A 17,578-nucleotide genomic window follows, 5' to 3' on the forward strand; every position below is an offset into this window, starting at 1 on the left:
CCGACCCCTTACAGCTTCATCAGGCTGGCGTCGTCGACCGAGGCCGAGTGGCGGGTACGGAACAGCGACACGATGATCGCGAGGCCCACCACGACCTCCGCGGCGGCGACGACCATCGTGAAGAACGCGATGATCTGGCCGTCGAGGTTGCCGTGCATCCGTGAGAAGGTGACGAACGCGAGGTTGCAGGCGTTCAGCATCAGCTCGATGCACATGAAGACCACGATGGCGTTGCGCCGGATCAGGACGCCGGTCGCACCGATCGTGAACAACAGGGCCGAGAGATAGAGGTAGTTGACCGGGTTCACTTCGACGCCTCCTCGGACCGCTTGAACGTCGTCGGTTCGATCGCCGTGCGCTCCAGGCGCTCCTCCGCGCGCTGCTCCAGCGCCTTGAGGTCGCCGAGCGCCTCCGCCGAGACGTCACGGATCTGGCCGCGTTCACGCAGCGTCTTGCTGACGGTCAGCTCGGACGGGGTGCCGTCGGGCAGCAGGCCGGCGATGTCCACGGCGTTGTGCCGGGCGTAGACACCGGGGGCGGGCAGCGGCGGGACGTGCTTGCCCTCGCGGATGCGCTGCTCGGACAGCTCGCGCTGGGTCCTGGCCCGCTCGGTGCGCTCCCGGTGCGTGAGAACCATGGCGCCGACGGCGGCCGTGATCAGCAGGGCGCCGGTGATTTCGAAGGCGAAGACGTACTTGGTGAAGATGAGGGAGGCGAGGCCCTCCACGTTGCCGTTCGCGTTCGCCCGGCCGGTGCCGTCGAACTCCTTCAGCGAGGCGTTGCCGATGCCGGCGAACAGCAGGACGCCGAAGCCGATCCCGCACAGAAGGGCCAGCCAGCGCTGGCCCTTGATGGTCTCCTTCAGCGAGTCCGCGGCCGTCACGCCGACGAGCATCACCACGAACAGGAACAGCATCATGATCGCGCCGGTGTAGACGACGATCTGCACGATCCCGAGGAAATAGGCGCCGTTGGCGAGGTAGAACACCGCCAGGACGATCATGGTTCCGGCGAGGGAGAGGGCGCTGTGCACGGACTTCTTCATGAAGACGGTGCACAGGGCGCCGATCACCGCGACGGTGGCGAGCACCCAGAACTGGAAGGCCTCGCCGGTGGATGTGGTGTAGGCGGCGAGCTGCGGGCTCATGCGTCCACCTCCTGCTCCCGGTCCTGGTCCTGCTGCCGGTCCTCGGGGGACTCGCCCTTGGAGACGGCGACCTGCCGTACGGTGCCGGGCGCGGCCTGGGTGACCAGGCCGCGGTAGTAGTCCTGTTCGTCGGTGCCCGGGAAGATCGCGTGGGGCGTGTCGACCATGCCGTCCTCGAGCCCGGCGAGCAGTTGCTCCTTGGTGTAGATGAGGTTGGCGCGGCTGGAGTCGGCCAGCTCGAACTCGTTGGTCATCGTGAGCGCGCGCGTGGGGCACGCCTCGATGCACAGGCCGCACAGGATGCAGCGGGCGTAGTTGATCTGGTAGACGCGGCCGTACCGCTCGCCCGGCGAGTAGCGCTCCTCGTCGGTGTTGTCGGCGCCCTCGACGTAGATCGCGTCTGCGGGGCAGGCCCAGGCGCACAGCTCACAGCCGACGCACTTCTCCAGGCCGTCCGGATGGCGGTTGAGCTGGTGCCGTCCGTGGAACCGCGGGGCCGTGGTCTTCTTCTGCTCGGGGTACTGCTCGGTCAGCCGCTTCTTGAACATGGCCTTGAAGGTCACGCCGAAGCCGGCCACGGGGTTCAGGAAACCGGGCTTGGTCTCCTTGGGCTCCTCAGCCATCGGACGCCTCCTTTCCATCCGAAGATCCGTCACTGACAGTGTCCGACCCACCACTGACAATCAGCTCCCGCTCGCGGCGGGGGCGGCGCCTCGGCACCGGCGGGAGCTCCTGTCCGGGCAGCGGCGGGACCGGGAATCCGCCCGCCATCGGGTCGAATCCGGCCTCCTGCACGGCGGGCTGCTCGGTCTCCTTCGCCTTCTCACGGAACATGTCGGCGACGAAGGAGAGCAGCAGCAGGGCGAGGACTCCACCGCCGACGTAGAGGGCGATGTCGGCGAAGTCGTAGTGCGCGTTACGCAGGGCCCGCACCGTCGCCACCAGCATCAGCCAGGTCACCGACACCGGGATGAGGACCTTCCAGCCAAGCTTCATCAGCTGGTCGTAGCGCACGCGCGGGAGTGTGCCGCGCAGCCAGATGAAGAAGAACAGCAGCAACTGGACCTTGATCACGAACCAGAGCAGCGGCCACCAGCCGTGGTTGGCGCCCGCCCAGAGGGTGCTGATCGGCCAGGGAGCACGCCAGCCGCCGAGGAAGAGCGTGGTCGACACGGCCGAGACCGTCACCATGTTCACGTACTCGGCGAGCATGAACATCGCGAACTTGATGGACGAGTACTCGGTGTTGAAGCCGCCGACCAGGTCGCCCTCGGACTCCGGCATGTCGAAGGGGGCGCGGTTGGTCTCGCCGACCATCGTGACGATGTAGAGGATGAAGGAGACCGGCAGCAACAGGATGTACCAGCGGTCGTGCTGCTGCTCCACGATCGTGGACGTCGACATCGACCCCGAGTAGAGGAACACCGAGGCGAACGCGGCGCCCATGGCGATCTCGTAGGAGATCATCTGCGCGCAGGAGCGCAGACCGCCGAGGAGCGGATAGGTGGATCCGGAACTCCAGCCCGCCAGCACGATGCCGTAGATGCCGACGGAGGCGACCGCGAGGACGTAGAGCATCGCGATCGGCAGGTCGGTGAGCTGCATCGTGGTGCGGTGGCCGAAGATCGAGATCTCGTTGCCGGCCGGGCCGAAGGGGATCACCGCGATCGCCATGAAGGCCGGGATGGCCGCGACGATCGGCGCGAGGACGTAGACCACCTTGTCCGCGCGTTTGACGATGACGTCTTCCTTGAGCATCAGCTTCACGCCGTCGGCGAGCGACTGGAGCATGCCCCAGGGGCCGTGCCGGTTGGGGCCGATGCGCAGCTGCATCCAGGCGACGACCTTGCGCTCCCAGACGATGGAGAACAGCACGGTCACCATCAGGAAGGCGAAGCAGAACACCGCCTTGACGACGACCAGCCACCAGGGGTCGCGGCCGAACATCGAGAGGTCTTCAGCGGCGAGGAACGGGCTCATGCCTCCACCTCCTTGGGGGCCTCTTCGGCGACTGCCGCCGGGCCGATGCGGACGAGGGAGCCGGGCTGTGCCCCGGTGTCGGAGGCAACGCCGGCACCGGCGGAGTTCAGCGGGAGCCAGACCACACGGTCGGGCATCTCGGTGACCTGGAGCGGGAGTTCGGTGGTGCCGGCCGGGCCGGTGACGGCGAGGAGTCCGCCGTCCCGCACGCCCGCCTCGGCGGCCGTCGCCGCCGACACGCGCGCGCGTGCGGCGTGCCGGGTGCCGGCGAGCGCTTCGTCGCCCTGCTGGAGGACGCCCTGGTCGAGCAGCAGCCGGTGCCCGGCGAGCACGGCCTCGCCGACGGCCGGACGCGGCAGCGCGCCCGGGGACTCCTGGGGCTCGGTGGCGTGCGGGCCGTCCCAGGAGCCGAGCCGGTCGATCTCCGCGCGCGTGGTGCGCAGATCCGGCAGGCCGAGGTGGACGTCCATGGCGTCGGCGAGCATCTGCAGCACGCGCGCGTCGGTCGGCGGGAGACGGCGGGTCATCTGGTCGGGCTTGAGGGCGGCCTCGAAGAGCCGCACCCTGCCTTCCCAGTTGAGGAAGGTGCCCGCCTTCTCTGCCGCCGCGGCGACCGGCAGGACGACGTCGGCGTGCTCGGTGACCTCGCCGGGCCGCAGCTCCAGCGAGACCAGGAAGCCGACGCTGTCCAGTGCCTCGCGCGCGCGTGCCGGGTCGGGCAGGTCGGCGACCTCCACACCGGCGACGACGAGGGCGGACAGTTCACCCGTGGCGGCGGCCTCGACGATGTGGTGCGTGTCGCGGCCGTAGCGCAGCGGGAGTTCGGCCAGCCCCCAGGCGGCGGCGACCTCCTCCCGCGCGCGCGGGTCGGTGGCCGGGCGGCCGCCCGGCAGGAGCGACGGCAGCGCGCCGACCTCGACGGCACCGCGTTCACCGGCCCGGCGCGGGATCCACACCAGCCGGGCGCCGGTCGCGGTGGCGGCGCGGACGGCTGCGGTGAGCCCGCCCGCGACCGAGGCGAGCCGCTCCCCGACCACGATGACCGCGCCCTCGCCGCGCAAGGCCTCCGCCGCGCGCGTGCCGGGCTCCTCCAGGCCGACGCCGCTCGCGAGGGCGTCCAGCCACTCGGTCTCGGTGCCCGGCGCGGCCGGCAGCAGCGTGCCGCCCGCCTTCGCGAGGCCCCGGGTCGCGTGCGTGGCCACCGCGAAGACCTGCTGCTTGTGCCTGCGCCAGGCCTTGCGCAGCCGCAGGAAGACGCCGGGCGCCTCTTCCTCGGACTCGAAGCCGACCAGCAGGACGGCGGGCGCCTTCTCCAGGGAGGTGTACGTGACGCCCGTACCGTCGAGGTCTCGGCCGCGGCCGGCCACCTGGGACGCCAGGAAGTCGGCCTCCTCGCCGCTGTGCACGCGCGCGCGGAAGTCGATGTCGTTGGTGTCGAGCGCCACGCGCGCGAACTTGCTGTACGCGTAGGCGTCCTCGACGGTGAGCCGGCCGCCGATGAGGACGCCGGCCCGGGAGCGGGCGGCGCTCAGCCCACGCGCGGCCGCGTCCAGCGCCTGCGGCCAGGAAGCGGGCTCCAGGACGCCGTCGGCGCCCCGGACCAGCGGGGTGTCGAGACGGTCCTTCGCCTGCGCGTACCGGAACGCGAAGCGTCCCTTGTCGCAGATCCACTCCTCGTTGACCTCGGGGTCGTTCTCGGCGAGCCGCCGCATGACCTTGCCGCGCCGGTGGTCGGTACGGGTGGCGCAGCCGCCGGAGCAGTGCTCGCACACCGACGGCGAGGAGATGAGGTCGAAGGGGCGGGAGCGGAACCGGTAGGCGGCCGAGGTGAGGGCACCGACCGGGCAGATCTGGATGGTGTTGCCGGAGAAGTACGACTCGAACGGGTCGCCCTCGCCGGTGCCGACCTGCTGCAGCGCGCCCCGCTCCAGCAGCTCGATCATCGGGTCGCCCGCGATCTGGTTGGAGAACCGGGTGCAGCGGGCACACAGCACGCACCGCTCGCGGTCGAGCAGCACCTGGGTGGAGATCGGTACGGGCTTCTCGTAGGTGCGCTTCTTGCCGTCGAAGCGGGACTCGGCCGCGCCGTGCGACATGGACTGGTTCTGCAGCGGGCACTCGCCGCCCTTGTCGCAGACCGGGCAGTCCAGGGGGTGGTTGATGAGCAGCAGCTCCATCACACCCTTCTGGGCCTTCTCTGCGACGGGCGAGGTCAGCTGGGTCTTCACCACCATGCCGTCGGTGCACGTGATGGTGCAGGACGCCATCGGCTTGCGCTGGCCCTCGACCTCGACGATGCACTGGCGGCAGGCGCCGACGGGGGCGAGGAGGGGATGGTCGCAGAACCGGGGGATCTCGACGCCGACCTGCTCGGCGGCCCGGATGACCAGGGTGCCCTTGGGCACGCTGAGCTCGATGCCGTCGATCGTCAGCGTGACGAGGTCCTCCGGCGGGACCGCCGCCTGCCCCCCTCCGGTGGGGGCGCTGGTGGTCACGGTCATGCGTTCACCTCCGGGCGGTCCGCCCAGGCCGTCGACTTGGCCGGGTCGAAGGGGCAGCCCCGGCCCGTGATGTGCTGCTCGTACTCCTCGCGGAAGTACTTCAGCGAGGAGAAGATCGGGGACGCGGCGCCGTCGCCGAGGGCGCAGAACGACTTGCCGTTGATGTTGTCGGCGATGTCGGCGAGCTTGTCGAGGTCGGACATGGCGCCCTTGCCCGCCTCGATGTCCCGCAGCAACTGCACCAGCCAGTACGTCCCTTCGCGGCATGGCGTGCACTTGCCGCAGGACTCGTGCGCGTAGAACTCGGTCCAGCGGGTCACCGCCCGCACCACGCAGGTCGTCTCGTCGAAGCACTGGAGCGCCTTGGTGCCGAGCATGGATCCGGCCGCGCCCACTCCTTCGTAGTCGAGAGGGACGTCGAGGTGCTCGTCGGTGAACATCGGGGTCGAGGAGCCGCCGGGCGTCCAGAACTTGAGGCAGTGGCCGGGCCGCATCCCGCCGCTCATGTCGAGGAGCTGCCGGAGCGTGATGCCGAGCGGGGCCTCGTACTGGCCGGGGCTCGCGACGTGGCCGCTGAGCGAGTAGAGCGTGAAGCCCGGGGACTTCTCGCTGCCCATCGACCTGAACCAGTCTTTCCCTTTTTTCAGGATGGCGGGAACCGACGCGATCGACTCGACGTTGTTCACAACAGTCGGGCAGGCATAGAGCCCTTCGACAGCAGGGAAGGGGGGACGCAGCCGCGGTTGACCACGGCGGCCTTCGAGCGAGTCCAGCAGTGCGGTCTCCTCACCGCAGATGTACGCGCCCGCGCCCGCGTGCACGGTGAGCTGGAGGTCGAGCCCGCTGCCCAGGATGTTCTCGCCGAGGTATCCCGCCACGTAGGCCTCGCGCACGGCCTCGTGCAACCGCCGTAGAACGGGGACGACTTCACCACGCAGATAGATGAAGGCATGCGACGACCTGATGGCGTAACACGCGATCACAATGCCCTCGATGAGGCTGTGCGGGTTCGCGAAGAGGAGCGGGATGTCCTTGCAGGTCCCGGGCTCCGACTCGTCGGCGTTGACAACTAGATAGTGCGGTTTTCCATCACCCTGCGGAATGAACTGCCACTTCATTCCGGTCGGGAACCCCGCGCCACCGCGACCGCGCAGACCGGAGTCCTTGACGTACGCGATCAGGTCGTCCGGCGACATGGCGAGTGCCTTGCGCAGCCCCTCGTACCCCTCGTGCCTCCGGTAGACGTCCAGCGTCCAGGACCGGTCCTCGTCCCAGAAGGCCGACAGCACGGGTGCGAGCAGCTTCTCGGGGCTGGTGTCCTTGAGCTCGGCTGCCACGGTCATCACTCCCCCTCCTCTGCGTCCTGGTCGACGGACGTCGTGTCCTGGGGTTCCTCGTGCGGACCTCCGCGCGGATGGACCACGCGCGCGGGTGCGGCCTCTCCCCTTGCCAGGCGAAGGCCCACCAGCGACGCGGGTCCCGCACTGCCGCCCTCCTCGACGGCCCCGGGCCGCTCGTCGGGGAAGCCGGCCAGCATCCGCGCGGTCTCCTTGAAGGTGCACATCCGCGCACCGCGCGTGGGCTGCACGGGCCGCCCCGCGCGCAGATCGTCGACCAGGCGCTTGGCGCTGCCGGGCGTCTGGTTGTCGAAGAACTCCCAGTTGACCATCACGACCGGCGCGAAGTCGCAGGCCGCGTTGCACTCGATGTGCTCCAGGGTGACCTTGCCGTCGCCGGTGGTCTCGCCGTTGCCGACGCCCAGGTGCTCCTGGAGGGTCTCGAAGATCTCGTCGCCGCCCATCACCGCGCACAGCGTGTTGGTGCACACGCCGACCTGGTAGTCGCCGGACGCCTTGCGCCGGTACATGGTGTAGAAGGTGGCGACGGCGCTGACCTCGGCCGTCGTCAGGTCCAGCATGTCCGCGCAGAACCGCATTCCGGTGCGCGTGACGTGGCCCTCCTCCGACTGCACGAGGTGGAGCAGCGGCAGCAGGGCGGAGCGGGAGTCCGGGTAGCGCGCGATGACGTCGCGCGCGTCCGCCTCCAGCCGTACCCGGACGTCGTCCGGGTACGCGGGCGCGGGCAGTTCGGGCATGCCCAGGCTGACGCCCCGCTCCGAAGAAGAGGTGGTCACCGGTCGACGCCTCCCATCACGGGGTCGATGGACGCGACGGCGACGATCACGTCGGCGACCTGGCCGCCTTCGCACATCGCCGCCATGGCCTGCAGGTTGGTGAAGGACGGGTCGCGGAAGTGGACCCGGTAGGGGCGGGTGCCGCCGTCGGAGACGGCGTGCACGCCGAGCTCGCCCTTGGGGGACTCGACGGCCGCGTACGCCTGTCCCGGCGGGACGCGGAAGCCCTCGGTGACGAGTTTGAAGTGGTGGATCAGGGCCTCCATGGAGGTGCCCATGATCTTCTTGATGTGGTCGAGGGAGTTGCCGAGTCCGTCCGGTCCCAGGGCGAGCTGGGCAGGCCAGGCGATCTTCTTGTCGGCGACCATGACCGGTCCGGGCTGGAGCCGGTCCAGGCACTGCTCGACGATCCCGAGCGACTGGCGCATCTCCTCCAGGCGGACCAGGAAGCGGCCGTAGGCGTCGCAGGTGTCGGCGGTCGGGATCTCGAAGTCGTACGTCTCGTAGCCGCAGTACGGCTGCGCCTTGCGCAGGTCGTGCGGCAGGCCGGCGGAGCGCAGGATCGGGCCGGTGGCGCCGAGGGCCATGCAGCCGGCCAGGTCGAGGTAGCCGATGTCCTGCATGCGGGCCTTGAAGATGGGGTTCCCGGTGGCGAGCTTGTCGTACTCCGGGATGTTCTTCTTCATCTTCTTCACGAACGCGCGGATCTGGTCCACCGCGCCGGGCGGCAGGTCCTGGGCGAGTCCGCCGGGCCGGATGTACGCGTGGTTCATGCGCAGGCCCGTGATGAGCTCGTAGAGGTCGAGAATCATTTCACGATCGCGGAATCCGTAGATCATGATCGTGGTGGCGCCGAGCTCCATGCCTCCGGTGGCGATGCACACCAGGTGGGAGGAGAGCCGGTTCAGCTCCATCAGGAGCACCCGGATGATCGTGGCGCGCTCGGTGATCTCGTCCTCGATGCCGAGGAGTTTCTCGACGGCGAGGCAGTAGGCGGTCTCGTTGAAGAAGGACGTGAGGTAGTCCATGCGCGTGACGAAGGTGGTGCCCTGCGTCCACGTGCGGAATTCGAGGTTCTTCTCGATACCCGTGTGCAGATAGCCGATGCCGCAGCGGGCCTCGGTGACGGTCTCGCCCTCGATCTCCAGGATCAGGCGAAGCACTCCATGGGTGGACGGGTGCTGCGGACCCATGTTGACGACGATGCGTTCGTCGTCGGCGCGGGTCGCGGACTGGACGATCTCGTCCCAGTCGCCACCGGTGACCGTGTATACGGTGCCCTCGGTGGTCTCGCGCGCCGATGCGGCGTCGGCGGATGCTGACTGCGTGCTCACGAGTACGACCTCCGCTGGTCCGGAGCCGGGATCTGGGCGCCCTTGTACTCGACGGGGATGCCGCCGAGGGGGTAGTCCTTGCGCTGCGGGTGGCCCTGCCAGTCGTCCGGCATCATGATCCGCGTCAGGGCCGGGTGACCGTCGAAGACGATCCCGAAGAAGTCGTAGGTCTCGCGCTCGTGCCAGTCGTTCGTCGGGTAGACGGGGACCAGGGACGGGATGCGCGGGTCGCTGTCGGGTGCGCTGACTTCGAGGCGGATCAGCCGGTTGTGGGTGATCGAGCGCAGGTGGTAGACGGCGTGCAGCTCGCGGCCCTTGTCGTTCGGGTAGTGGACGCCGCTGACGCCGGTGCACAGCTCGAAGCGCAGGGCCGGGTCGTCGCGGAGGGTGCGGGCGACGCGGACCAGGTGCTCGCGTTCGATGTGGAAGGTCAGCTCGGCGCGGTCGACGACCGTCTTCTCGATGGCGTTCTCCGGGAGGAGTCCCTGTTCCGCCAGGGCGCCTTCGAGTTCGTCGGCGACCTCGTCGAACCAGCCGCCGTAGGGCCTGCTCGCGGGTCCCGGGAGGCGGACCGAGCGGACCAGTCCGCCGTAGCCGGAGGTGTCGCCGCCGTTGTTGGCGCCGAACATGCCGCGCTGGACGCGGATCTCCTCGCCGCCCTGGCCTCGCTGGCCGGGGAGGTTGGAGGCGGACAGGTCCTTCTCGGGGTTCACCCCGTTCGCGGATCCGCCGGCGCCGTTGGTGCCGTTCGCGTCGCTCACCGCAGCAGCCCCTTCATCTCGATCGTGGGCAGGGCCTTGAGCGCCGCCTCCTCCGCCTCGCGGGCGGCCTCCTTGGCGTTCACGCCGAGCTTGGAGGTCTGGATCTTCTGGTGGAGCTTGAGAATCGCGTCCATCAGCATCTCGGGGCGGGGCGGGCAGCCCGGCAGATAGATGTCGACCGGGACGATGTGGTCGACGCCCTGGACGATCGCGTAGTTGTTGAACATGCCGCCCGAGGAGGCGCAGACGCCCATGGAGATCACCCACTTGGGGTTGGGCATCTGGTCGTAGACCTGCCGGAGCACCGGCGCCATCTTCTGGCTGACCCGGCCGGCGACGATCATCAGGTCGGCCTGGCGCGGCGAGCCGCGGAAGACCTCCATGCCGAAGCGCGCCAGGTCGTAGCGGCCGGCACCAGTGGTCATCATCTCGATGGCGCAGCAGGCGAGGCCGAAGGTGGCCGGGAAGACGGATGCCTTGCGCACCCAGCCCGCGGCCTGCTCGACGGTGGTGAGCAGGAAGCCGCTCGGCAGCTTTTCTTCGAGTCCCATGTCTAAAGGCCCCTCAGTCCCATTCCAGGCCGCCGCGCCGCCATACGTACGCGTACGCGACGAAGACGGTGAGCACGAAGAGCAGCATCTCCACGAGCCCGAAGATCCCCAGGGCGTCGAAGGTGACGGCCCAGGGGTAGAGGAAGACGATCTCGATGTCGAAGACGATGAAGAGCATCGCCGTCAGGTAGTACTTGATGGGGAAGCGCCCGCCGCCGGCCGGCGTGGGGGTCGGCTCGATACCGCATTCATAGGCCTCGAGCTTCGCGCGGTTGTACCGCTTCGGCCCGATCAGCGTGGCCATGACCACGGAGAAGATCGCAAAGCCTGCCCCGAGGGCTCCCAGTACGAGGATGGGCGCATACGCGTTCACCGCTCCTCGCTCCTCTCAGTCGGCGCTGACTGCTGGCGGTTCACAGGGCCCACACCCGCCTCACCGGTCCCACGCGCCCCGCTCGTCCCGGGCGAAGATCGAGAACATGTGAAGCAGGTCACAAGCCCAACTGCCTCGCATCTTATGCCCGCCGCTCTGTGATCTGCGACACGGGGTATTCCACAAGCTTTGTGATCTCCACCACCTGACGAAGGATCATGAAGTCGGATGATGGGTGATCTTCATACGCGAAGCGTTCACTTGATCACCAGAAGTGACATTCCGGCTCGTCACCGCAGGCCGGAGCGGGCGTCTCAATATCAAGAGACTTCGCTTGCATGCAAATTGGCGCTGGACGCGACCGCCTGATAGAGGGCCGTGTTCACACATCAGGGGGAGCGCGGAGTGCGATGTGGACGCGGGTGGGGTGCGTGCACCCGTTCACGAGCTCCGCGCACACGGGACGCCGCCCTTCCGGTAACCGTTCCGTGACCTCCGCCACATTGATGAGAGGCCCCTGAGAACCGGGGTTGGCCAACCACCCCAACCGGTGGTAGGTGCGGGGCAATTCGGGCGTAATGATCAAAGACCGTGATCAAGGGCTTGATCGCCAACGTCCGCTATGTCCGTTACGGCGTCAATAAAGAGCGACACGCCCGGGATTCAGGGTCTCGATTGAGCAACTGTGGCGCAGCACACGTTTCTTGAAGATATGAAGGAGCCCCTGGTACCCGTTGTCCTCATGTCCCACACCGCTCACATACGCAGCCACCGGAAGCCCCGCCGCAGCGCGTCGACCTTCGCGATGCGGGCCGGAGTTGCCGGTGGCGTCCTCGGCACCCTGGCAGTCGCCGGAGCGTCCGGCTCGGCGAACGCGGCCGAGCCGGTGACGCAGACCCTCGAACTGCCCACCCTGACGGCCGACCTGGCCGCTCAGGCCGCCCAGTCCGCGGACGCCACGCAGCAGGCCGCCGCGAACTACCAGCTCCAGGCGGAGCGCGACGCGGCCGCCGCGAATGCCGCGAAGCAGGCCAAGGCCGACCTCGCCGAGGCACAGCAGAAGGCCGCGGAGGCCAAGAAGAAGGCCGACCAGCAGGCCCGCATCGAGGCCGCCGCCCGTGCCTCGCGCAACGCGGAGCGCACCACGCTCTCCGCCTCGTCGAGCACCGGCACCTCCTCCACCGACACCGGCTCCGCGACCGGTTCGGCCGCCACGGTCATCGCCTTCGTGAAGGCGCAGATCGGCAAGTCCTACGTGCTGGGCGCCTCCGGCCCGAGCGCCTACGACTGCTCCGGCCTGGTGCAGTCCGCCTTCAAGCAGATCGGCGTCGACCTGCCGCGCGTCTCCCAGGACCAGTCGACCCAGGGCACCCAGGTCTCGCTGAGCAACCTCCAGCCGGGCGACATCCTCTACTGGGGCAGCGCGGGCAGCGCGTACCACGTGGCGGTGTACGTCGGCGACGGTATGTTCGTCGGCGCGCAGAACCCGTCCACCGGGATCGTCGAGAAGCCGCTGTCGTACGACCCGCCGACCGGCGCCGTGCGGGTGCTCTGAGGGCACCGGCACCACTCGACACGCGTAGGGCCGCAGCCGCTCGGGGGCAGCGGCCCTTGCGTCGTACCGGCGTACGGGCCGGTCTTTCCTGACATGCTCGGTCCGGGCCGTCGTACGGCGGTCCGGTCACGAGTGAAGGAGACCGCGCGATGCCACGCGTGTTCGTACAGGGAAGTCCCGCCGACCACTACCCGCGCTACGCCCCCGAGTCCGGGCGTGGCGCGGTGCGCCGGATCACGGAGGTCGGCGAGGAGGTCCTGCACAAGCCGTGCCGGGACGTCACGGAGTTCGGGCCCGACCTCGCCGCGCTCATCGACGACATGTTCCTCACCATGTACGTCGCCGAGGGGGCCGGCCTCGCGGCCAATCAAGTGGGCGTCGATCTGCGTCTGTTCGTGTACGACTGCCCCGACGACGACGGTGTCCGACATGTCGGACACATCGTCAATCCGGTGCTGGAGTCCGCCCCGGCCGGGCGTCGGCTGATCGACGAGGGCGAGGGCTGTCTGTCGGTGCCGGGTGCCGTGATGGCCGTACCGCGGCCGGAGCGCGCCGTCGTGCGCGGGCAGGACAAGGACGGCAATCCGCTCGTCATCGAGGGCACGGGATATTTCGCCCGCTGCCTGGCCCACGAGACCGACCACACCTACGGGCACATCTATCTGGACCGGCTCTCCACGCGCGAGAAGAAGGACGCGCTGCGACAGATGGCGGCCCGGCGGGACGAGGTCTTCGCCCGCCGGGCCGCCCGCACCGGGGAACTGAGCCGGCCCCAGGAGGGGTTCACGCCTTCGGGGCCACCCGGCTCAGGCCGTTGATCACGCGGTCCATCGCGTCGCCGCCCGTGGGATCGGTGAGGTTCGCGAGGAGCTTGAGGGTGAACTTCATCAGCATCGGGTGCGTGAGGCCGCGCTGGGTGGCGATCTGCATGACCTTCGGGTTGCCGATGAGCTTCACGAAGGCACGGCCGAGGGTGTAGTAGCCGCCGTAGGTGTCCTTGAGGACGCGCGGGTAGCGCTGGAGGGCGATCTCGCGCTGGGCGGGCGTGGCCCGCGCGTGGGCCTGGACGACGACGTCGGCGGCGATCTGGCCGGACTCCATGGCGTAGGCGATGCCCTCGCCGTTGAAGGGGTTCACCAGGCCGCCGGCGTCACCGACGAGCAGCAGGCCGCGCGTGTAGTGCGGCTGGCGGTTGAAGGCCATGGGCAGAGCGGCGCCGCGGATCGGGCCGGTCATGTTCTCGGGGGTGTAGCCCCAGTCCTCGGGCATGGAGGCGCACCAGGCCTTGAGGACCTCGCGCCAGTCCAGCTCCTTGAAGGAGGCGGAGGTGTTCAGCACGCCGAGGCCTACGTTCGACGTGCCGTCACCCATGCCGAAGATCCAGCCGTAGCCGGGCAGCAGGCGGTCCTGGGCGCCGCGGCGGTCCCACAGTTCCAGCCAGGACTCCAGGTAGTCGTCGTCATGGCGGGGCGAGGTGAAGTAGGTGCGGACCGCGACGCCCATCGGACGGTCCTCGCGGCGGTGCAGGCCCATCGCGAGGGACAGCCGGGTGGAGTTGCCGTCGGCGGCGACGACCAGCGGCGCGTGGAAGGTGACCTCGCGCTTCTCCTCGCCGAGCCTGGCCCGCACGCCGGTGATGCGGCCGGTGCGGTCGTCGATGACCGGGGCGCCCACGTTGCAGCGCTCGTACAGCCGCGCACCGGCCTTCTGGGCGTTGCGGGCGAGCTGCTCGTCGAAGTCGTCGCGCTTGCGGACGAGTCCGTAGTTCGGGTAGGCAGCGAGATCCGGCCAGTCCAGCTGGAGGCGGGAGCCGCCCCCGATGATGCGCAGGCCCTTGTTGCGCAGCCAGCCGGCCTCCTCGGAGATGTCGATGCCCATGGCGACGAGCTGCTTCACCGCGCGCGGGGTGAGGCCGTCGCCGCACACCTTCTCGCGCGGGAACGCGGTCTTCTCCAGGAGCAGGACGTCGAGACCGGCCTTCGCGAGGTGATAGGCGGTCGTGGAGCCGGCCGGCCCCGCGCCGACGACGATCACGTCGGCGGTGTTCTCGGAGAGGGGCTCCTTCACGACGGTCACAGCGGGATCTCCCCAAGTTCGAAATCTGCGTGCCGACCGGCACTGGACATGGGCAGTCTATTCAGCAGAATTGATCACCCGGATGAAGGGCTGCCCTGTGAACCGACCCCTCCCCGCGGTACGGCTGCGCGTCCCCACGCACGAGGACGCCGTCGCCTGGCACCGGGTCTTCGGCGATCCCGAGGTCATGGAGTTCCACGGCGGCAGGCCGGCGGCCCTGTCCGTCTACGAGGAACTCACCGCGCGCCAGCGGCGGCACGACGCGGAGCTCGGCTTCTGTCTGTGGACGATGCTGGACGAGACCGGCGAGGTCATCGGGTTCACCGGCGCCCAGCCCTGGCGGCCCGGCTGGGGTCCGGTCGGCGAGACGGAGATCGGCTGGCGGCTCGGTCGCGCGCACTGGGGCAAGGGGTACGTCACGGCGGCCGCGCGCGAGACGCTGCAGCGGGTGCGGGCGGCCGGGGTGAAGGAGGTCGTGGCGATGGTCCGGCCCGGCAACGAGCGGTCGATCGCGGTGGCCCGGCGGCTCGGCATGCGGTCGGCGGAGACCTATCCGCACCCGACGCTGGACGAGCGGGCCCTCTGCTTCCGGCTCGCGCTCGACTCCCCCGCCGACCCCGTCGATGACGCCGACCACCCCGATAACGCAGAGTAGTCGTCTGTCACAGAAAGACACCGGCTCCTTCCGGCCGGGGCGTACGGGGGTTACCCTGCCAGTACCGCTGGGGGTGACATCTGTGCGTATAACACCCAAAACACCCGAAGTGCGTGTGCCACGGCTGGTCGGACTGATGGCCGTGGACGCGCGCGAAACGGCCCGGGCGCGGGGCCTGTTCCTCAACGCGCCGGACCGCCCGGACTTCCACCACACCGTCGTCGACTACGTCGTGCGCCAGTATCCGCAGCCCGGCGCCGAGGTACCGCCGGACTCGATGGTGTACGTGTGGTTCGACTTCGGGGAGGGCGAGGGCGGCGGGGGCGTGCGCGAACCGCGCATCCCGCGCCCGCCGAGCGGCGGGATGCAACGCGAACTCGGCGAGCCCGGCGACGCCTTCGAGATGATCAACCGGTGAGACAGCGGTGGAGGTTCAGCTCTCCTTGAAGCCCCGGTGCAGCGCGACCACACCGCCGGTGAGGTTGCGCCACGCCACCTTCGTCCAGCCCGCCTTGCGCAGCCGTTCGGCGAGGGCGGGCTGGTCGGGCCAGGCACGGATGGACTCGGCGAGGTAGACGTACGCGTCCGGGTTCGAGGAGACCGCGCGCGCGACCGGCGGCAACGCCCGCATCAGGTACTCGGTGTAGACGGTGCGGAAGGGCGCCCAGGTCGGGGTCGAGAACTCACAGATGACCACGCGGCCGCCGGGGCGGGTCACCCGGTGCATCTCCCGCAGGGCCGCGTCGAAGTCCTGGACGTTGCGCAGCCCGAAGGAGATCGTCACGGCGTCGAAGGTGTCGTCCTTGAACGGCAGCCTCGTCGCGTCCCCGGCCGTGAACGGCAGCCAGGTGTGCTTCCGCTTGCCGACCCGGAGCATCCCGACCGAGAAGTCGCAGGGGACGACGTACGCGCCCGTGCGCGCGAAGGGCAGCGAGGAGGTGGCCGTACCCGCCGCGAGGTCGAGGATCTTCTGCGCGGGGCGCGCGTCGACCGCCTTCGACACCTCCTTGCGCCAGCGCCGGTCCTGGCCGAGCGACAGCACGTCGTTGGTCAGGTCGTACCGTTCCGCCACGTCGTCGAACATCGAGGCGACTTCGTGCGGCTGCTTGTTCAGGGAGGCGCGGGTCACCCGCCCATTGTTGCAGCCCGGTCTCCCGGGACGAGGGCGGGCTTCGTGCGTGCGCGCGTTGAAGACCGTGACCGTCCGGTCCAGGCGGGTCAGCCGGGTCAGCCGGGTCAAGTCGATCCCGACGTACGCCTTCGCCCACATCAGCAGCACGAGACGCCTGGGGTGTCGATGGGGTCGGCCTTCCGGGACCGGCCGTGCGCGGACGGGGGGGCCGGCCGGGGCGACGCTGCGGCCGGCCGCAGCGGGGTCGGCCGGCGTACGGGGGCGTTCGCGGAGAGGTTCTCCGGCCGAGCCCGGTCAGCGGCCCCGGTACACCAGCCGGCCGCCCAGCACGGTCGCCACGCAGGTCACCGCGCCGCGTTCGCTCAGGGCGGGCTCGTCGGGCACGTCGAACACGGCGAGGTCGGCCCGGCCGCCGACGGTCAGGGGGCCGTGGACCGTGCCGGCGAGGTCGTACCCCTCGGCGAACGGGTCGAGGTCGGGACACTCGCCCAGCAGCATCCCGGGGGCGCCCTGGACGCCCACGACCGTCAGCCCGGACCGGGCGACGGCCGTGGCCACCAGCGGATCGGCGAAGCGTGCACCCGGGGACGCGACCGCCGTCGTGCCGTACCGCAGCATCCGCTGCACACCGCGCCGGACACTGCCCGACCAGCGGCTCTCGGCGAGGTCTCCCAAGGCGGCCAACCGCTCGCCCCACAGTGGCAGTTCGCCCAGCTCGTCGGCTTCGCGCGGGTCGGGGTGGTAGCAGCGGCGCAGCAGCCACAGCGGGTGCCACTGGCGCAGCCCCGGGGTGAGCACGCCCGGCCAGCGCCGCACCCGCGCGCCCGGCGCCGCGGCGACGGCCTCCTCGTACGGCCCGACGGCCGTGATCCGGTCGCCGTCCACCACCACGGCTCCGTCCGTGACGGGTGCCGCGCCCACCGGCAGGACCAGCGGGGCGGCGTGGATCGTCAGCACGGCGGCGTCAGTTGGAGGTCAGCAGCTTCAGCTCGGGGTGGGCCGTGCCGCCCTCGATGGCCGTGGAGGAGATGTGCGAGACGACGCGGTCGTCGACGGGGTCGTTCGCCGGGTCGTCGTGCACGACGAGGTGCTCGTACGTCGTCGCGCGCTGCGCCGGGACGCGGCCCGCCTTGCGGATCAGGTCGATGATCTCCAGCCGGTTCGAGCGATGCTTGGCACCGGCCGAGGAGACGACGTTCTCCTCCAGCATGATCGAGCCGAGGTCGTCGGCGCCGTAGTGGAGCGACAGCTGGCCGACCTCCTTGCCGGTGGTGAGCCAGGAGCCCTGGATGTGCCGGACGTTGTCGAGGAAGAGGCGGGCGATCGCGATCATCCGCAGGTACTCGAAGAGGGTGGCCTGCGTGCGGCCCTTGAGGTGG

The 17,578-nt window shown here is 69.8% G+C and carries 18 protein-coding genes and 1 pseudogene; 4 read left to right on the forward strand and 15 right to left on the reverse strand.

Annotation, left to right across the window (positions count from 1 at the left end; genetic code table 11):
* Positions 1–8 precede the first annotated feature (8 nt).
* Genes nuoK through BIV23_RS30945 form a run of 11 tightly spaced genes read right to left on the reverse strand, consistent with a single transcriptional unit; the run spans position 9 to position 10,781 of the window.
* Complete coding sequence (gene nuoK, locus BIV23_RS30895; RefSeq protein ID WP_071384283.1) at positions 9–308, reverse strand: NADH-quinone oxidoreductase subunit NuoK; 300 nt, start codon at positions 306–308, stop codon at positions 9–11.
* Positions 305–1,147: an NADH-quinone oxidoreductase subunit J gene (locus tag BIV23_RS30900; protein WP_071384284.1), complete on the reverse strand. Its 843-nt coding sequence runs from the start codon at positions 1,145–1,147 to the stop codon at positions 305–307. Before BIV23_RS30900 ends, nuoK begins: the two co-directional genes overlap by 4 nt.
* Entirely contained in the window at positions 1,144–1,770 is a 627-nt protein-coding gene (gene nuoI, locus BIV23_RS30905; protein ID WP_071384285.1) for an NADH-quinone oxidoreductase subunit NuoI, read from the reverse strand. The genes BIV23_RS30900 and nuoI overlap by 4 nt, the downstream gene beginning before the upstream one ends.
* Positions 1,763–3,127 carry an NADH-quinone oxidoreductase subunit NuoH gene (gene nuoH / locus BIV23_RS30910; protein WP_071384286.1) on the reverse strand — a complete coding sequence of 455 codons (1,365 nt, stop codon included), beginning with the start codon at positions 3,125–3,127 and terminating at the stop codon, positions 1,763–1,765. Before nuoH ends, nuoI begins: the two co-directional genes overlap by 8 nt.
* Entirely contained in the window at positions 3,124–5,628 is a 2,505-nt protein-coding gene (locus BIV23_RS30915; protein WP_071384287.1) for an NADH-quinone oxidoreductase subunit G, read from the reverse strand. Before BIV23_RS30915 ends, nuoH begins: the two co-directional genes overlap by 4 nt.
* Positions 5,625–6,974 (reverse strand): NADH-quinone oxidoreductase subunit NuoF, encoded by a 1,350-nt coding sequence (gene nuoF / locus BIV23_RS30920; RefSeq protein WP_177240096.1) that lies wholly within the window; start codon positions 6,972–6,974, stop codon positions 5,625–5,627. Before nuoF ends, BIV23_RS30915 begins: the two co-directional genes overlap by 4 nt.
* The gene (nuoE, locus tag BIV23_RS30925) at positions 6,971–7,762 is read right to left on the reverse strand and encodes an NADH-quinone oxidoreductase subunit NuoE (protein WP_071384289.1); all 792 of its coding nucleotides are present in this window, start codon (positions 7,760–7,762) and stop codon (positions 6,971–6,973) included. Before nuoE ends, nuoF begins: the two co-directional genes overlap by 4 nt.
* Positions 7,759–9,096, reverse strand: coding sequence for an NADH-quinone oxidoreductase subunit D (locus tag BIV23_RS30930; RefSeq protein WP_071384290.1), 1,338 nt, complete (start codon positions 9,094–9,096; stop codon positions 7,759–7,761). The genes nuoE and BIV23_RS30930 overlap by 4 nt, the downstream gene beginning before the upstream one ends.
* Positions 9,093–9,857 (reverse strand): NADH-quinone oxidoreductase subunit C, encoded by a 765-nt coding sequence (locus BIV23_RS30935; RefSeq protein ID WP_071384291.1) that lies wholly within the window; start codon positions 9,855–9,857, stop codon positions 9,093–9,095. Before BIV23_RS30935 ends, BIV23_RS30930 begins: the two co-directional genes overlap by 4 nt.
* Entirely contained in the window at positions 9,854–10,408 is a 555-nt protein-coding gene (locus tag BIV23_RS30940) for a NuoB/complex I 20 kDa subunit family protein (protein WP_053654534.1), read from the reverse strand. The genes BIV23_RS30935 and BIV23_RS30940 overlap by 4 nt, the downstream gene beginning before the upstream one ends.
* A 13-nt stretch (positions 10,409–10,421) precedes the next feature.
* Entirely contained in the window at positions 10,422–10,781 is a 360-nt protein-coding gene (locus tag BIV23_RS30945; protein ID WP_003992243.1) for an NADH-quinone oxidoreductase subunit A, read from the reverse strand.
* 742 nt (positions 10,782–11,523) lie between these two features.
* Between BIV23_RS30945 and BIV23_RS30950 the strand changes: the two genes are divergently transcribed.
* Both BIV23_RS30950 and def read left to right on the forward strand, forming a co-directional pair.
* Complete coding sequence (locus tag BIV23_RS30950; protein ID WP_079173497.1) at positions 11,524–12,336, forward strand: C40 family peptidase; 813 nt, start codon at positions 11,524–11,526, stop codon at positions 12,334–12,336.
* Positions 12,337–12,485: 149 nt separating this feature from the next.
* Positions 12,486–13,154, forward strand: coding sequence for a peptide deformylase (def, locus tag BIV23_RS30955; protein WP_071384292.1), 669 nt, complete (start codon positions 12,486–12,488; stop codon positions 13,152–13,154).
* On the opposite strand, the gene BIV23_RS30960 is transcribed toward def, so the two are convergent.
* A complete protein-coding gene (locus BIV23_RS30960; RefSeq protein WP_071384293.1) occupies positions 13,120–14,412 on the reverse strand; it encodes a geranylgeranyl reductase family protein in 1,293 nt (430 codons plus the stop codon). The genes def and BIV23_RS30960 overlap by 35 nt on opposite strands.
* 97 nt (positions 14,413–14,509) lie before the next feature.
* Here BIV23_RS30960 and BIV23_RS30965 point away from each other — a divergent pair, with 97 nt between their 5' ends.
* Together BIV23_RS30965 and BIV23_RS30970 are read left to right on the forward strand one after the other, a co-directional pair.
* Positions 14,510–15,067 carry a GNAT family N-acetyltransferase gene (locus tag BIV23_RS30965; protein ID WP_071384294.1) on the forward strand — a complete coding sequence of 186 codons (558 nt, stop codon included), beginning with the start codon at positions 14,510–14,512 and terminating at the stop codon, positions 15,065–15,067.
* 109 nt (positions 15,068–15,176) lie between these two features.
* The gene (locus BIV23_RS30970; protein ID WP_079173498.1) at positions 15,177–15,485 is read left to right on the forward strand and encodes a PASTA domain-containing protein; all 309 of its coding nucleotides are present in this window, start codon (positions 15,177–15,179) and stop codon (positions 15,483–15,485) included.
* Positions 15,486–15,500: 15 nt separating this feature from the next.
* On the opposite strand, the gene BIV23_RS30975 is transcribed toward BIV23_RS30970, so the two are convergent.
* The 3 genes and pseudogenes from BIV23_RS30975 to BIV23_RS30985 all read right to left on the reverse strand — a co-directional run.
* Positions 15,501–16,196, reverse strand: a complete 696-nt coding sequence (locus tag BIV23_RS30975; RefSeq protein WP_071384300.1) for a demethylmenaquinone methyltransferase — start codon at positions 16,194–16,196, stop codon at positions 15,501–15,503.
* Between the two features lie 297 nt (positions 16,197–16,493).
* Complete coding sequence (locus tag BIV23_RS30980; protein WP_071384295.1) at positions 16,494–17,156, reverse strand: amidohydrolase family protein; 663 nt, start codon at positions 17,154–17,156, stop codon at positions 16,494–16,496.
* A gap of 7 nt (positions 17,157–17,163) precedes the next feature.
* Positions 17,164–17,578, reverse strand: a pseudogene (locus BIV23_RS30985) (dehypoxanthine futalosine cyclase); the annotation flags it as partial.

This window comes from Streptomyces monashensis (assembly GCF_001866665.1).
Classification (GTDB): Bacteria; Actinomycetota; Actinomycetes; order Streptomycetales; family Streptomycetaceae; genus Streptomyces; species Streptomyces monashensis.

Coding starts and splice junctions, on each gene's coding strand:
- BIV23_RS30900 (WP_071384284.1), bottom strand. CDS start 1,147: ATGAGCCCGCAGCTCGCCGCCTACACCACATCCACCGGCGAGGCCTTC.
- nuoI (WP_071384285.1), bottom strand. CDS start 1,770: ATGGCTGAGGAGCCCAAGGAGACCAAGCCCGGTTTCCTGAACCCCGTG.
- nuoH (WP_071384286.1), bottom strand. CDS start 3,127: ATGAGCCCGTTCCTCGCCGCTGAAGACCTCTCGATGTTCGGCCGCGAC.
- BIV23_RS30915 (WP_071384287.1), bottom strand. CDS start 5,628: ATGACCGTGACCACCAGCGCCCCCACCGGAGGGGGGCAGGCGGCGGTC.
- BIV23_RS30940 (WP_053654534.1), bottom strand. CDS start 10,408: ATGGGACTCGAAGAAAAGCTGCCGAGCGGCTTCCTGCTCACCACCGTC.
- BIV23_RS30950 (WP_079173497.1), top strand. CDS start 11,524: ATGTCCCACACCGCTCACATACGCAGCCACCGGAAGCCCCGCCGCAGC.
- def (WP_071384292.1), top strand. CDS start 12,486: ATGCCACGCGTGTTCGTACAGGGAAGTCCCGCCGACCACTACCCGCGC.